The organism is Acidovorax sp. FG60 (assembly GCF_057808995.1).
Window position 1 is genome coordinate 233306 of record NZ_JBMDJC010000004.1, and the last position, 16534, is coordinate 249839.

Here is a 16534-nt window from a genome sequence, read left to right on the forward strand (position 1 = left end):
ACGGTTGGCGCGGCCGTGGTGGCTCAGCGCCAAATAGCCCACTGCGGGCCTGCGCCAACCGGGCCATCACCGGCGCCGCGCTTCGTCATGGGGCATCGGTCGGCGCAGCCGGGGCCTGGTGGCCCGCCTGTTTGGTTTGCCGCAGCAACAGCCAGGCCATGAGCCCAAGTGCCGCCACGCCCGCCAGCAGCACGCCCCACAACACGGCGCTGCGCGTGGAGATGCCGCCGCTGGCCGCCGCAGCGGGCACCAGCGCGCCGTCTGCGGGCTGGCCGCCGGTGATGTCGGCCCGGGCTACATCGGCCAGCGCCACAGGCAGAGTGTTCTCCTGCGCGGGCTGGTAGCCCGGCACCAGGCTGGCCAGGGGCAGGAAGGCGCTGGCCGCCGCCGTGGCCCCGGGCAGCCCGGCCGCCAGCGTGAAGGGCCCCTGCCCGCTGGCCAGGAACACCAGCTGCGCGGGCTCGAACTGCAGCGCCAAAGCGGGCGCGGCAGCAAAACCGGGGGTCTTGGGGTCGGCTTCGATCTTGATCTCGCGCACCGAGGCACCGCCCAGCTCCACGGGCCCGCTGGCCTGTTCCTTGCCGCCGGTTGCCATCTTGTAGACCACGGCACTGGCCAGTGGCGACCAGGGCTGCTCGCGGTGGTTGCGGCCCAGCACGCGCACTGGAATCAGCACATTGCTGCCGGGCGGCGTGATGGCAAGCGCCGCGACCGGTGTGGCAAACGGCAGCGCAAACACCAGTTCACGCGGGTTGGCCAGGGCGGGCGTGACCATGCTGGCGCTGACGCGCTCGCGCGGGCCCGTGCTGCGCGAAGTGGCCAGCGTGGCGCCGCGCAGGGTCACAGCAGCGTCGCCCCAGGTCACGCGCAGGTAGTGGCCCTTCAGGTCGGCGCGCTGCAGGTCGACCTGGTCGTTGCCCAGGCGGCCCGGTGCAGTGGGCGCCACTGCCGCGTCGGCACGGTAGAGCACGGTCTCGGCCAGTGGCTGCCAATGTTTGAGGTCCTCGCTGGCCTGCACCCGGAACGTCACGGGCTGGCCCGCAGGCAGATCCACGTCCAGGGCCATGCGGGCCACGGGCAGCTGCACATTCCGCGCGTCGAGCAGCGCGCCGCGCACGGCTTGCGGAGTGGCGGGGCCTGCCGTGGTGGTCGTGACGGCCGTGTCGATCTGCACCACACGCTGGCCCTGGCGCTCCTCGATGCGCAGCGACAGCCCCTCCAGCCCGGCCGTGCCCGTGCTGGCGGCGCCCAGGATGGGATACGCGGGCAAGGTCACCGACTCCTCGGGCGCGCTGGCCGTCGCCACACCGGCCAGTGCCATGGGCACAGGCTGGCCCGCGCCGTTGAAGAGGCGCACATCGGCATAGCCCGGGCTTTGCAGGCGCACCAGCACCTCGGCGGGCAGCATCACGCGCTGCAGCGGCGCATCGGCCGCGAGCGTGACGGGAATACGGATGGCGTAGGCCGCAGGGCTGTTGGCATCGGCCGCCGCCTGGGCCACGCCGGTGCACAGGGACAGGGCGGCAGCGGCCAGCACCAGGGGCAGGTTCAGGGCGACAGGCTTCTTCATGGCAGTGTTTCTGGTTGCGATGGCGCCAGCGGTGGCGCGGCAGGCTCCGCAGGGGCGTCCGCCTTGGGTGGCGACTTCGGAGGCGACTTCGGAGGTAAAGGCGCAAAGTAGCCCACCACCAGCATCAGCACACCCACGGCGATGAAGGCAATGATGCGCTCGGCACCCCCCGCGTTGGACAGATCGATCAGTAGCAGCTTGACCACCACCACGCCCAGCAGGCCCGCGCCCACCAGCCACAGCGGCCGCTGCACGCGGCGGTGTGCCAGCACCATCAGGCTGAGCGCCAGCAGCGTCCACAGGATGGCGTAGCCGGTCTGCACCACGAAGCTGTTGAACAGCGCCGACGCATCCCAGCGCACGCCAAAGAAGTGGTGGGCCACGCGCAGCCACACGGTGTTGATCACGATGAACGCGAGCAGCGCCAAGGCCACCAGCGCATGGCGCCCGGTGACCCCGCCCGAGCGGGCCGGGGGCGGCAGCGCTGCGAGCAGCACCCGCCGCCAGAACACCAGGCCGCCCAGCGCAAGCGCCAGGGTCAGGTCGGTGGGGTTGAGCAGCGGGATGTAGGGCAGCGGCGCCGTGTGTCCGGACGAATGCACGGCCGCCAGCAGCGCGCCCCCGAACACCAGCACCGCAAGGGGCAGGGCCGCCAACCAGTAGTAAGCCTCGGCATGGGGGTTCAGCGGCCAGGGCAGCGCCGCGCGTGCCGCAGGCTGGTTGCCACGGCCCGCCCAGAGCGCGAGCAGCATCAGCACCGCAATCGCGCTGACCAGCAGGACCACACCGGCCCACGAGGTGCGCCACAGCTCGGCCTTGCCGATGCCGGACCAGAGGCAGTCGGCCAGCAACAAGGTCACCAGCCAGGCCGTGGCGGCGTGGAACCAGCCGAAGCGCGGCGCGCTTTGGTCGGACGGGCCCTCAGTGCCCGCCGCCTGCCAGCGATCGGTCTGCAACAGCATCCACCCATGCAGCGCCAGCACGATGGGCCACACGGCCCAGGCGGGGGTGCTCAACACACGGTGGCCGTCCACCACCTGCGCCACGAACCCCAGCGCCAGCACGCCGATGGTGGCGCGCGCGGGCCAGGTGGCCACGGCCCAGCGCGTGCGCAGGCCGAGCAGCATCGACAGGGCCGCACTGAGCACCACGGCCAGCATGCCCAGCAGTTCGGCAACGCGGTCCGAGAACACCGGGACGGGCCACTGATTCGCCTCGGTGGCGGGCACGCTGCGCGTGATCTCCAGCCACCAGGCCAGGCACCAGAAGACAAAGCCGTAGAGGTAGGCCGGGTTGGGCAGCAGCACCTCCACCCTGGCATAGCCCTGGGCCCAGGCCGAACCGCTGTGGGGCAGCGGCTGGCGCAGCCACCAGGCCAGCAGCAGCGCGGGCAGCGCAATCAGCATCGCGCCCAGGAAGGCCGGGTTGGCCAGCGGCAGGGGCGAGACCTGCAGGCCCCCGCTGTCCACGCCGCTCATGAACGCCAGCATGGCCACGACCTGCAGCACCAGGCCAAAGGCACGCGGCATCCAGCGGGCCTGACGCATGCCGACCCAGAAGGCGCCCGCGCCTTCGAGCGCCCACACCGCCGAGGTCCATTGCGCGTCCAGCGCGAGCGGCACGGCCAGCGTGGCAAAACCCACGCCGATGGCGATGAAGCATTCGGTGAGCAGGCGCCAGCTGGCTTGCGCGCGGCGCACCAGCACGGTCGCGGTCAGCAGGTAGACCGCCGCAAAGGCCAGCGCAGAGAAGGCCGCACCCAGCTCAAACGGCTGCACCAGCCCGGCCTGCAGCCCAAAGCCCACCAGCGGCGTGCCGAAGACCAGCATGCTGTCCACCGTCTTGCCCAGCTTGGTCGGCGTGTTGCGGGCATAGAGGATGGCAGTGGCGAGGTAGATCAGCACAAAGCCCGCGAGGAAGGGCTGCGTGCTGGCGTAGTGATCGGGCACATATTTGAGCGCCCCCCAGGCCGTGGCCACGCCGAAGGTGGCGACAAAACCCACCACGTTGAGCACGCGCCAGGAGCGCTTGTGGGCGATGAAGAGAATCGCCAGGTTGAGCAGGGTGTAGTAGCTGAACAGGCCCACGTGGCTGCCCTGGCCTGTGGACAGCAGGATGGGCGCAGCGAAGCCGCCGGCGAACGCCGCCACCGCGAGCGCCCGCGAATCCTGCAGCAGCGCCAGCGCACAACTGGCGGCGCAGACCGCGATCATCAGCCCGAAGGCCCAGAGCGGCGGCAGCAGCCCATAGAGCCGGAAAGCCGCAAACACGGTGAGGTACATCACCGCCACGCCGCCGCCCTGCAGGGCCAGCGCAAAGCCGGGCTTGTCGGTGCGCTTGCGGAAACCCACCCCCAGCAGCGCAATGCCCACAGCTGCAACCGCCGCCAGGCGGAATTCAACCGGCAGCAGCCCCGCCGACGCCGCGTAGCGCGCAAGGAAGGACAGGCCGATGAACAGGATCACCAGGCCCACACGCACGATGGTGTTGCCGCCCAGGAGCCAGTTCTTGGCTGCGAGCACGGCCAGCTCGACGGGGTTGGGCTGCGCGGGCTGGGCTGTTGTCTTGCGGGGCGCGGCAGGCGCGTCCGTGCGGTTGGCCACCGGGGCCGACGAAGGGACGCGCGGCAGGCCTTGGGGCGTGAGTTCGCCGGCCCAAAAAGCGTCGTCCGCATCCCGAGGATCGTCGCTGGGGGTGGGCGGTGGAGGGGGTGCGTGTGGCGCAGGCCGTTGCGCCACTTGCGCTGCCGCCACAGGCCGGTCTTCGGCAACCGGCGCTGCCTGCGGTGCCCGCGTGGGCTGGGCAGTGGCCTTGGTGGCGTGCGCTTGCAGCTCGGTGCGGATGGCAGAGCGGATCGCCCAGCGCAGCGACAGCCCTGCGAAAAAGCCCAGAATGCCGCCCACAAACGGCCCGAAGTCGCCGTAACCGCCGAACCACGAGCCCAGCACCGCGCCCCAGAAAATGCCCCAGATGATCATGCCGCCCTCGCCCTCTTTTTTGGGCTCCGGTCGGCAGGCCGTGGGGCTGTGCGCGAGAGGAGCCATCGTATTGGTAGACCCACCGGCAACCGCTCGCGCAGCAACCTTGCGAACCAACACCCCGGTCAGGGACACGAGGTGCAGGGCCTTGCAGGCGCGTGGCGGAGAGGGTGCGTGCGGCAGCTTGGCAGCCCCGCTGTGGTTCCGCAGGCTTATACAGCACACCCTGCGCAGGAACCACGCCCTAACGCCTTGTTACCTTGCAGGACGCCCGGCCACATCGAGCCCCTCGCCCCGGGGCGAGGGCTTGCACTGCACGGATTTGAAGCCAAAACAGGCCTTTCCGCGCGTCCATCAGCCCTAACAGCTATTGATTTAATAGCAATTACCCTTTGACCCGCGCCAGGTGCGTGAGCGGCAGCGCCCCGCTGGCCTTCACCTCGCCCAGCGAGAAGCTGGTGTGCATGTCTTTCACATTGGGCAGGTTCAGCAGCACGTCGCGCGCGAACTGCGAAAAGCTGTCCAGGTCGCGCGCCACCACCTGCAGTTCGAAGGTGCCGGTGCCGCTGATGTAGTGACACGACACGACCTCGGGGATCTGGCGGATGGCCTCTTCCATCTTGCGCGTGAGGTTGCCCGTGCTGCGGTCGGCATCGAGCCGCACAAAGGCCAGCACCCCCAGGCCAATCTTGTGCCGGTCGATCTCGGCGCGGTAGCCCTTGATGAAGCCTTGCTCTTCCAGCGCCCGCACGCGGCGCCAGCAGGGCGCGGCCGACAGGCCCACGCGCTGGGCCAGCTCGGCGTTCGTCAGGCGGGCGTCAGCCTGCAGTTCGTTGAGGATGGCGATATCGAATTTGTCGAGAGTGTTCACAAAATGACTGCAATGAGAAAGATCCTTTCTCAGAATAGCCTAAACACGGCACAGAACGCAAAGACATATCAGCGGCGCAGACATACACTTCTCTCCACACTGGAGTCGCGGCCCTAAACGGGCGGATGGACTCTGCCCCCCACCGGCCCACAAGGCGCGGACCCCACAAAAAAGCCATTGGAGACATAGCCATGAATGCCCCACTCCCAGAATCCGTCCGCAAGGCGCTGGAAACCGTCACGCTTGACGACAAGTATTCCCTGGACCACGGCCGGGCCTTCATGAGCGGGGTGCAGGCCCTGGTGCGCCTGCCCATGCTGCAGCGCCAGCGCGATGCCGTGGCGGGCCTGAACACGGCGGGTTTCATCAGCGGCTACCGGGGCTCGCCACTGGGCACCTACGACCAGGCGCTGTGGGCTGCCAAGAAGCACCTGGCGGCCAACAACATCGTCTTCCAGCCCGGCGTGAACGAAGAGCTGGGCGCCACGGCCGTCTGGGGCACGCAGCAGCTGGACCTGTACCCGCAGAGCAAGAAGTTCGACGGCGTCTTCGGCATCTGGTACGGCAAGGGCCCGGGCGTGGACCGCTGCTCGGACGTGTTCAAGCACGCCAACATGGCGGGTACCGCCAAGCATGGCGGCGTGATCGCCATTGCGGGCGACGACCACATCAGCAAGAGCAGCACGGCCGCGCACCAGAGCGACCACATCTTCAAGGCCTGCGGCACGCCGGTGTTCTTCCCGAGCAGCGTGCAAGAGATCCTGGACATGGGCCTGCACGCCTTTGCCATGAGCCGCTTCTCGGGCGTGTGGTCGGGCATGAAGACCATCCAGGAGGTGGTGGAGTCTTCCAGCAGCATCAACATCGACCCGGACCGCGTGAAGATCGTGATGCCCGAGGACTTCGTGATGCCGCCGGGCGGCCTGCACATCCGCTGGCCCGATGCGCCGCTGGAGCAGGAAGCGCGTCTCATGGACTACAAGTGGTACGCGGCCCTGGCGTACATCCGCGCCAACAAGCTCAACTACAACGTCATCGAAGGCAAGAACGACCGCTTCGGCATCATTGCCAGCGGCAAGGCCTACAACGACACCCGCCAGGCGCTGGTGGACCTGGGCCTCGATGACGACACCTGCCGCCAGCTGGGCATCCGCGTGCACAAGGTCAACGTGGTGTGGCCGCTCGAAGCCACCATCACGCGCGACTTTGCACAAGGCCTGCAAGAGATCCTGGTGGTGGAAGAAAAACGCCAGGTCATCGAATACCAGCTGAAAGAAGAGCTGTACAACTGGCGCGCCGACGTGCGCCCCAATGTGCTGGGCAAGTTCGACGAGCCCGAAGGCGATGCGACGGGCGGCGAATGGAGCATGCCCAACCCCAGCCAGAACTGGCTGCTGCGTGCCAAGGCCGACCTGACCCCCGCCATCATCGCCAAGGCGATTGCCAAGCGCCTGAAGAAGCTGGGCGTATCGAGCGACATCATCGCGCGCATGGATTCGCGCATTGCCGTCATCGAAGCCAGCGAGCGCGCGATGACCGAGCTGAAGGTGGACACGGGCGAACGCGCCCCGTGGTTCTGCAGCGGCTGCCCGCACAACACCAGCACCCGCGTGCCCGAGGGGTCGCGCGCCGTCGCCGGCATTGGCTGCCACTACATGGCCAACTGGATGCCCGATCGCAACACCTCCACCTTCACGCAGATGGGCGGCGAGGGCGTGACCTGGGTGGGCCAGGCGCCGTTCACCACCGACCAGCATGTGTTCGCCAACCTGGGCGACGGCACCTACTTCCACAGCGGGCTGCTGGCCATCCGCCAGTCGATCGCGGCAGGCACCAGCATCACCTACAAGGTGCTCTACAACGACGCCGTGGCCATGACCGGCGGCCAGCAGGTGGGCGAGCGGCCTGAAGGTCACTCGGTGCTGCAGATCATGAACAGCCTGAAGTCCGAGGGCGTGGTCAAGCTCATCATCGTGACCGACGAGCCGCAGAAGTACGACGGCGTACCGCTGGCCGAGGGCGTGACGGTGCACCACCGCGACGAGCTCGACACGCTGCAGCGCCAGTTCCGCGAGATCAAGGGCTGCACGGTCATCATCTACGACCAGACTTGCGCCACCGAAAAGCGCCGCCGCAGGAAGCGCGGCACGCTGGCCACGCCCGACAAGACCGTGGTCATCAACGAGCTGGTGTGCGAGGGCTGTGGCGACTGCTCGACCAAGTCCAACTGCCTCTCCGTCGAGCCGGTGGAGACGGAATTTGGCCGCAAGCGCCGCATCAACCAGAGCACCTGCAACAAGGACTATTCCTGCGTCAACGGCTTCTGCCCCAGTTTCGTCACGGTGGAGGGCGGCAAGCTCAAGAAGCCCAAGAAGGAAAAGAAGGGCGACCTGTCGGCGCTGCCCTCCATTCCTGAACCCGTGCTACCCGTGGCTGAAAGCGCCTGGGGCATCGTGGTCGGCGGCGTGGGCGGCACGGGCGTGATCACCATCGGCTCGCTGCTGGGCATGGCGGCGCACCTGGATGGCAAGGGCGTCATCACGCAGGACGCTGGCGGCCTGGCCCAGAAGGGTGGCGCCACCTGGAGCCACATCCAGATCGCCAACCGCCCCGAAGCCATCTACACCACCAAGGTCGATACGGCCAAGGCGGACCTGGTAATCGGTTGCGATTCCATCGTGGCGGCCCACAAGTACACGCTGGCAGTGATGCAGCCGGGCCGTACCTTTGTAGCGCTCAACACGCACGGGACGCCCACGGCGGCCTTCGTGACCAACCCGGACTGGCAGTTCCCCGGCGCCAATTGCGACAGCGCCATTGCCGCGGCGGTCGGCGCAGGCGGTGTGGGCAGCTTTGACGCTGAGCAGGTGGCCACCCAGCTGCTGGGCGACAGCATCTACACCAACCCGCTGATGCTGGGCTACGCCTGGCAAAAGGGCCGCGTGCCGCTGACGTTGGCATCGCTGATGCGCGCCATGGAACTCAACGGCGTGCAGGTGGACAACAACAAGGCGGCGTTTGAATGGGGCCGCCGCTGCGCGCACGATCTGGCGTCGGTGCAGGCGCTGTTCCAGGCTGCGCAGGTGATCCAGTTTGTGAAGAAGCCCTCGCTGACCGAGATGATCGCCAAGCGTGTCGAATTCCTCACTGGCTACCAGAACGCGGCCTACGCGGCCGAGTACCACGCGTTTGTCGAGAAGGTGAAGGCGACCGAATCGCGGCTGGACGTCGGCACCCGCCTGAGCGAAGCCGTGGCCCGCTACCTGTTCAAGCTCATGGCGTACAAGGACGAGTACGAAGTGGCGCGCCTGCACACCGACCAGGCTTTCACGGACAAGATCGCCAACATGTTCGAAGGCGACTACAAGCTGGTGCACCACCTGGCACCACCCATGACGGCCAAGAAGAACGACAAGGGCGAACTCGTCAAGCAGCCCTTCGGCCCCTGGATGCGCAGCGCTTTTGGCCTGCTGGCCAAGATGAAGGGTCTGCGCGGCACGGCGCTGGACGTGTTCGGCAAGACCGAGGAGCGCCGCATGGAGCGCGCGCTGATCGTGGAATACCGCGCCTGCATCGACGAACTGCTGGCCACGCTGAATGCGGGCAACCTGGCCCTGGCCGTGGAGATCGCCCGCATCCCCGAAGAGATCCGGGGCTATGGCCACGTGAAGGAGCGCCACCTGAAAGCGGCACGCCCCAAATGGGACGGCCTGATGGCCCAGTGGCGCAGCGGCAAGGTGACCGAGCCCCGGCGCCAGGCGGCCTGACACACGGCCCGCAGCGGCCGTTTGGGGCGGAGAGCCCGCGCCTGGCGCGGGCTTTTTGCTATTAATTGATGAGCTATAAATGCATAACCATCAAGCGCTAGCAGCCATTTTTACCTAAATAACTGTCAATCCATCCCCTGCGCCGCCTGGCGCGGCAAACACCCGCTGCCGCCTTGGGTCTTCCTCCTGGGGACACAGGCGGGGCGCCGCATACAATGCCCTGTTCTGCCCTGACAGGCGCTATGGCGCTTGCCTCTGGCGGGTTGTGTGAATTTTGAACATCCGTTGTGGAGTCCAGTCCGTGTTTATTTCTTCCGCTTTTGCCCAAACCGCACCCGCAGCAGCCGCTGGCGGCGGCGACATGATGTCCACGCTCACGGGCATGCTGCCCCTGGTGCTGATGTTTGTGGTGCTGTACTTCGTCATGATCCGCCCCCAGATGAAGCGCCAGAAGGAACACCGCGCCATGATCGAAGCCATTGCCAAGGGCGATGAAGTGGCCACCGCAGGCGGCATCGTCGGCAAGGTCACGCGCCTGTCCGAAGGTTTCCTGCACATCGAGATCGCCAGCGGCGTGGAAGTGCAGCTGCAGCGCAGCGCCGTGGTTCAGGTGCTTCCCAAGGGTTCGGTGAAGTGAGGATCAACCCCCTGAGCGGCTGCGCCGCTTCCCCTTTCTCTCGCGCTGCGCGCGGGAAGGGGGACGACGCCCGTGGCCTGGCAACGCCAGTTCCACGGTGTCCGCTGGCATGAGGGGATCGGCGCACACAGCGCCTGAAATACTGAGATAAGAGCGCGATCATGAACCGTTATCCGGTCTGGAAGTACGCGATCCTGGTGATCGTGCTGCTGGTGGGGGTGTTGTACACCCTGCCCAATTTCTTCGGCGAGGCACCTGCCGTGCAGGTTTCGTCGGCCAAAGCCACCGTCAAGGTGGACACCGCCGTGCAGCAGCGGGTGGAAGAGGCGCTCAAGGCGGCTGGCGTCACGCCAGACTTCGTGGAACTGGAAGGCAACTCGGTGCGCGCGCGTTTCGATGCGCCCGACACGCAGCTCAAGGCCAAGGACGCGATCCAGAAGGCCCTGGTGCCCGACGCCAGCGATCCCTCGTACATCGTGGCGCTGAACCTGGTGTCCCGCTCGCCCGTCTGGCTCAAATCCCTGCACGCCAACCCCATGTACCTGGGCCTGGACCTGCGCGGCGGCGTGCACTTCATGCTGCAGGTGGACATGCAGGCGGCCTTGACCAAAAAAGCCGAGTCGTACGCAGGCGACATCCGCACCGCACTGCGCGACAAGAGCATTCGCCACGGTGGCATCAGCCGCGAAGGGCAGAACATCGACATCAAGGTGCGCGACGAAGCCACGATGACTGCAGCCCGCAACCTGATTGCGGACCAGTTCCCCGACCTCCAGGTCGCCAGCACGCCCGAGGGCACTGAATTCAAGCTGCGCGTTGCCATCAAGCCCGAAGCCACGCGCAAGGTGCAGGAGCAGGCGCTCAAGCAGAACATGGTCACGCTGCACAACCGGATCAACGAACTGGGCGTGGCCGAACCAGTGATCCAGCAGCAGGGCCTGGACCGCATCGTGGTGCAGCTGCCCGGTGTGCAGGACACGGCCAAGGCCAAAGACATCCTGGGCCGCACCGCCACGCTGGAAGTTCGCCTGGTGGACGAGGGCACCGAAGCCCGCGCCGCCGAGACTGGCCGTGGCCCCGTGCCGTTCGGCTCGGAACGCTATCTGGAACGCAGCGGCCAGCCAGTCATCGTCAAGAAACAGGTGATCTTGACCGGCGAGAACCTGACCGATGCCCAGCCGGGCTTTGACGGCCAGACGCAGGAACCCACTGTGAACCTCACGCTGGACGCCAAGGGTGCGCGCATCTTCAAGGACATCACGCGCGAGAACGTAGGCAAGCGCATGGCCATCGTGCTGTTTGAAAAGGGCAAGGGCGAAGTGGTGACCGCGCCAGTGATCCGCACCGAAATCGGCGGTGGGCGCGTGCAGATTTCGGGCCGCATGACCACGGCCGAAGCCAACGACACCGCGCTGCTGCTGCGCGCCGGTTCGCTGGCGGCGCCCATGGAAATCATCGAAGAATTCACCATCGGCCCCAGCCTGGGCGCCGACAACATCGAGCGCGGCATCAACAGCGTGGTCTGGGGTCTGATCGCGATTGCCATCTTCATGTGCGCCTACTACATGCTGTTTGGCGTGTTCTCCAGCATTGCGCTGGGCGTGAACGTGCTGCTGCTGGTGGCGGTTCTGTCGATGCTGCAAGCCACACTCACATTGCCGGGTATTGCCGCCATGGCCCTCGCGATTGGGGTGGCCATTGACTCGAACGTGCTGATCAATGAACGCATCCGCGAGGAGCTGCGCTCGGGTGTCTCGCCACAGGCGGCCATCCATACGGGCTACGAGCGTGCCTGGGCGACGATTCTCGACTCCAACGTGACGACCCTGATTGCAGGCCTGGCCCTGCTGGCCTTTGGCTCCGGCCCGGTGCGCGGGTTTGCCGTGGTGCATTGCATCGGCATCCTGACCAGCATGTTCTCGGCCGTGTTCTTCTCGCGGGGCCTGGTGAACCTGTGGTACGGCCGCCAGAAGAAGCTCAAGAGCGTGTCGATCGGTACGGTCTGGAAGCCAGATACCGACACCGCCGTGGCCAAGACGAACTAAAGGACAACGGCCATGGAATTCTTCCGCATCAAAAAAGATATCCCCTTCATGAAGCACGCGTTGATCTTCAACGCGATCTCCTTCATCACCTTTGCCCTCGCAGTGTTCTTCCTGCTGACCCGCGGCCTGCACCTGTCGGTGGAGTTCACCGGCGGTACGGTCATGGAAGTGGCCTACAGCCAGCCCGCCGAACTGGCCAAGGTCCGCGAGACGGTTTCCGGCCTGGGCTATCCGGACGTGCAAGTGCAGAACTTCGGCACCGCCCGCGACGTGATGATCCGGCTGCCCGTGCAAAAGGGCGTCACATCCGCGCAGCAAAGCGAGCAGGTACTGGGCGCGCTCAAGGCCGCTGACCCCGAGGTCACGCTGCGCCGCACCGAGTTCGTCGGCCCGCAGGTGGGTGAGGAACTGGTGCACGGCGGCCTTATGGCGCTGGCCATGGTGGTCGTGGGCATCGTGATCTACCTGGCCTTCCGCTTCGAGTGGAAGTTCGGGGTCGCCGCCATCATCGCCAACCTGCATGACGTGGTGATCATCCTGGGCTTCTTCGCGTTCTTTCAGTGGGAGTTCTCACTGTCGGTGCTGGCTGCTGTGCTGGCCGTGCTGGGATACTCGGTCAACGAGTCGGTCGTGATCTTCGACCGGATCCGCGAGGCCTTCCGCAAGTACCGCAAGATGAGCACGCACGAGGTGATCGACCACGCCATCACGAGCACGATGAGCCGCACCATCATCACCCACGCTTCGACCGAGGCCATGGTGCTGTCGATGTTCTTCTTTGGCGGCCCCAGCCTGCACTACTTTGCGCTGGCGCTGACGATCGGCATCCTGTTCGGCATCTACTCGTCCGTGTTCGTGGCAGCCGCCATCGCCATGTGGCTGGGCGTAAAACGCGAGGACCTTGTCAAGCCCGTCAGAAAAGATGGGGATCCGAATGATCCCCATGCCGGAGCCACCGTCTGACCCGCTAATATCTGCCCATGCAGCCCACGCCCTCTTCCGTTCCGCAGCGCCGCCTGGCCCGCCAGGCGCGCCAGCGGTTCGTAGAGGGCATCTGTGCAGGGCTCCCGGACCTGGACAAGACGGTCCTGGACCTCCTGACAACGCTGATGACCCAGACGGGCACGGCGCGCGAAATGCAGTCGCACCGCGATGCCTGGATGCGGTATCAACAGCACCACGCAGCCTGGACAGATCGCACTGGCAAGGCCTGGCGCGATGCGTTGGCCCCCCATAGCAGCACCACCCGGGGTGCCCTGGCAGCCAATGGCGCAAACCCCCAGTTCGAACTGTTGAGCGACGACGTGGTGGAAAACAAGATCCTGGCTTCACGCATGGCCCTGACGGTCAGCGAACAGGTGAGCCAGCAGTTCGACACACTGCGCCAGCGCACCCAGTCGCTGGAAGGCCAGGAACTCGACAGCAGCGATATCCTCCGTCCGGAAGCCGTGTGCCTGCTGCTGGTCGAGCAGTGGGTGGAGGCCGGACTGCCCCGCACCGACCTGCAGACCGTGGTGGACCCGCTGCAGCGGGAACTGGCCAACTTGCTCCAGAAACAGTACCAGGCCGTCAACGTGTTCTATGTGGAACAGGGTGTGACGCCACAGGCGGACCTGAAGTCCCGCGTGCGGCGCACGGCAGGGGGGGCGATCACCGGCAGCGGTGGGAGCAACGACTCCGGGGCCGGAGGCCTGGCCTCCCAGGCCCTGGCCCAGACTCGGGATGCCATGGCGGCAGCGCGCGGGGGCATGATGCCCCCCCAAGGCGGTCGGCCCATGCCCCAGCATCCGTCCCGCATGCCCCCGCCGGGCTACCCGCAGCACGGAATGCCCACTGCGTTTGCCACCGGCATGACTCCGCTGGCACGCGCCCGCCAGCGCGCCCACGGTGTGATGGGGCAACTGCGCAGGCTGCTCACACAGCCCGCCACCGGCTTCGACATGGTCAATGCCCCACCAGCGTCTGCGGCGCTGGCCCATGCACTGACCGCCCACCGTGTGCACGCCGACACGTACTACAGCGGTGTCGCCACCCTGATGGAAGACTACAGCCCTGCGGCCGTGGTCCAGTTGGCAGGGGCCGTGCGCGAACGCTCGACCGAACTCAAGAAAAAGGCCTCGACGGCCGGTGAAAAAGCCATCATCGAGGTGGTGGCCCTGATGTTCCAGAGCATCCTGGCCGAAGACCGCATCCCGCCAGCCGTGCGCGTGTGGTTTGCGCGACTTCAGGTGCCTGTGCTGCGCGTGGCACTGGCCGAGCCAGAGTTTTTCAGCAACCTCAACCACCCAGCGCGCCAGCTGATCGACCGCATGGGCGCCTGCGTAATGGGCTTTGATGCGACCAGCATCAATGGCAGCGCACTGGAGGCGGAAATCCGTCGCGTGGTACAGGTGATTGAGCAGTACCCTGAAACCGGCCGCCGGGTGTTCCAGCTCGTCTACGACGAGTTCGAGAAATTCCTGTCCAAGTTCCTCACCGAAAAACAGGCTACGTCGCGCTTGGTGACGGTGGCTCAACAGGTCGAGCAAAGGGAGACGCTGGCGATCCAGTACACCATCGAGCTGCGTACCATGCTGCGCGACATGCCGGTGCGCGACGAGATCCGCGAGTTTCTGTTCAAGACCTGGGCCGAAGTCCTAGCCCTCTCGGCCGTGCGCGACGGCCCCCAGCACGCAGACACCATCTCGCTCAAGCGCACAGCCGCCGACCTCGTCTGGGCCGCCAGTGCCAAGCCCAACCGCAGCGACCGCGCGCAGGTCATCCAGAATCTTCCTGGCTTGCTGCAGCGACTGCGCCAGGGGCTGGCCCTCATGGGCGTGAACGGCGCGCCGCAGGACGCCCAGATCAAGATCCTCACCGACACCCTGGCCGATGCCTTCCTGTCCAAGACGGCCTCCATCCCGCAGGCCCACATTGACGCCATGGCCAAGCGCCTGGCCAATCTGGAGGACTTTATTAGCGACGCCACGCTGGGCGACATGCCGCTCAATGCCGACAACATCGAGATGATGCTGGGTATCGATGCTTCGTCCATTCACGTGGTCGCCGACAACGGTGCCCCGGTGGAAGACGCCATGGTGGCCTGGGCCCAGGAACTGCAGCCTGGCACCTGGTACACGCTGGACCACAACGGCGCATCGGCCCAGGTGCAGTACGCATGGCAAAGCCAGCGCAAACAGCTGCACCTGTTCGCAGCCGTGGATGGCAGCAGCTACCTGATCCAGCTGCGCAGGCTGGCTGCGTACTTGCAAGCGGGCTTGCTCGTGGCCCAGGACGAAGAAGGCCTGACCTTGCGCGCCACGCGCGATGCACTGGCCAAGCTGGACGCGAACCCCGAGCGGCTGCTGGACTGATGCGGCTTCAGGGGGCATCAAGACGATGCCTGTGCCACCCGGCAACGAGAGGCCACCGCCAGCGTCAGGCGCTGCCCAGCCGCTGGTACAGGCCGCCTGGCAGACGCGCCACCTGGCCATCCAACTCCAGCTCCAGCAATTCCACCTGCAGCGACGCCGCATCCATGCCCGTGCGGGCCACCAGGGCATCCACCCCCATGGGGTCAAAACCCAGCGCCTGCAACAGGGGGCTTTCAGTCTCGCGAGTGTCGATATCCCTGCTGCCTTCTTCGTCAAGCAAGGCAGCGCCAGAAGAGGCGCTCTGCTTGCCTGCCGCAGGGGGCATGCGCAGTTCTTCCAGTACATCCTGCGCGGACTCCACCAGCTTGGCGCCCTGGCGTATGAGCGCATGGCAACCCCGCGACTGCGGTGCGTGAATGGAGCCGGGGATGGCAAAAACCTCACGGCCCTGTTCCGCCGCCATTCGGGCGGTGATCAGCGAACCAGACGCCAACGCCGCCTCGACCACGAGAGTGCCTTGAGAGAGGCCGGAGATGATGCGGTTGCGCTTGGGGAAATTGGCGGCCAGCGGTGGCGTGCCCAGGGGGTATTCGCTGACCAACACCCCGTGGGCTGCGATGCGGTGGGCCAGGTCAAGGTTCTTGCGGGGGTAGACGCGATCCAACCCGGTGCCCACGACCGCAATGGTGGCGGGTGTTGCCTCCGCAAAGGGGTCGGAGGACACATCCAGCGCACCTTCATGGGCTGCCGCATCCACACCCAGCGCGAGCCCCGAGACGATGGTGAAGCCCGCCCCCCGCAGTGCGCGCGAAAAAAGCCGCGCGTTGTCCGCGCCCTGTGCCGTGGGGTTGCGGCTTCCGACCACGGCCAGGCACCGGCCGGTCGGAAACGGGTTTTGCGCCACCAGCCGGGCCGCCCCCATCAGGTACATGAGCAGCGGGGGATCTTCGGTGTCCAGCAGCGACTGGGGATACCGGGCATCCCCCAATGTGATCACCGCACGGGCAGGTCCTTGTGGATCTGCTCCCTCCAGCCAATGCCAGGTGGTCTCCAGCAACGCCTCCCATCCGCTGGGTACGGTACACAGCGCCTTGGCCTGGGCCAAGGTCACACAGTGCTGCAAGGCAGATTCGGGTTGGCGGAAGATGTCCTGCGGCAGCCCAAAACGGGCCAGCAGACGCCGCGCTGCGCCATTGCCCACGCCCTGGGAAAGCGTGAGGCGCAACCAAGCGCCCAGCTCGTCGCGGTCCATGGAGGTAGTTGATAGAAGAACCACGGCAACGCCAGCCCCGCCACCCACAGGCAGCCGTGCG

At 66.5% G+C, this 16534-nt stretch carries 9 protein-coding genes; 5 read left to right on the top strand and 4 right to left on the bottom strand.

Annotated features, from left to right (window positions below):
- Positions 1-85 precede the first annotated feature (85 nt).
- The 3 genes from ACODS0_RS08245 to ACODS0_RS08255 all read right to left on the bottom strand — a co-directional run bounded on the left by ACODS0_RS08245 (position 86) and on the right by ACODS0_RS08255 (position 5419).
- A complete protein-coding gene (locus ACODS0_RS08245; RefSeq protein ID WP_488834179.1) occupies positions 86-1570 on the bottom strand; it encodes a DUF3999 domain-containing protein in 1485 nt (494 codons plus the stop codon).
- On the bottom strand, positions 1567-4548 hold the full coding sequence (locus tag ACODS0_RS08250) for a DUF2339 domain-containing protein (protein WP_488834182.1): 2982 nt from the start codon (positions 4546-4548) through the stop codon (positions 1567-1569). The genes ACODS0_RS08245 and ACODS0_RS08250 overlap by 4 nt, the downstream gene beginning before the upstream one ends.
- Positions 4549-4933: 385 nt before the next feature.
- Entirely contained in the window at positions 4934-5419 is a 486-nt protein-coding gene (locus ACODS0_RS08255) for an Lrp/AsnC family transcriptional regulator (RefSeq protein ID WP_094289647.1), read from the bottom strand.
- Positions 5420-5610: 191 nt separating this feature from the next.
- On the opposite strand from ACODS0_RS08255, the gene ACODS0_RS08260 reads away from it, so the two are divergent.
- The 5 genes from ACODS0_RS08260 (at position 5611) to ACODS0_RS08280 (ending at position 15221) form a co-directional block, all read left to right on the top strand.
- On the top strand, positions 5611-9186 hold the full coding sequence (locus tag ACODS0_RS08260) for an indolepyruvate ferredoxin oxidoreductase family protein (protein ID WP_488834187.1): 3576 nt from the start codon (positions 5611-5613) through the stop codon (positions 9184-9186).
- 301 nt (positions 9187-9487) lie between these two features.
- Positions 9488-9823 (top strand): preprotein translocase subunit YajC, encoded by a 336-nt coding sequence (gene yajC, locus ACODS0_RS08265; RefSeq protein WP_055400362.1) that lies wholly within the window; start codon positions 9488-9490, stop codon positions 9821-9823.
- A 161-nt stretch (positions 9824-9984) separates the two neighbouring features.
- Entirely contained in the window at positions 9985-11868 is a 1884-nt protein-coding gene (secD, locus tag ACODS0_RS08270) for a protein translocase subunit SecD (RefSeq protein WP_228897166.1), read from the top strand.
- 12 nt (positions 11869-11880) lie between these two features.
- A complete protein-coding gene (gene secF, locus ACODS0_RS08275; RefSeq protein WP_121421621.1) occupies positions 11881-12831 on the top strand; it encodes a protein translocase subunit SecF in 951 nt (316 codons plus the stop codon).
- A gap of 17 nt (positions 12832-12848) precedes the next feature.
- Positions 12849-15221 carry a DUF1631 domain-containing protein gene (locus ACODS0_RS08280; RefSeq protein WP_121421622.1) on the top strand — a complete coding sequence of 791 codons (2373 nt, stop codon included), beginning with the start codon at positions 12849-12851 and terminating at the stop codon, positions 15219-15221.
- Between the two features lie 64 nt (positions 15222-15285).
- On the opposite strand, the gene dprA is transcribed toward ACODS0_RS08280, so the two are convergent.
- Positions 15286-16473 carry a DNA-processing protein DprA gene (gene dprA / locus ACODS0_RS08285; protein ID WP_488834191.1) on the bottom strand — a complete coding sequence of 396 codons (1188 nt, stop codon included), beginning with the start codon at positions 16471-16473 and terminating at the stop codon, positions 15286-15288.
- Positions 16474-16534 lie beyond the last annotated feature (61 nt).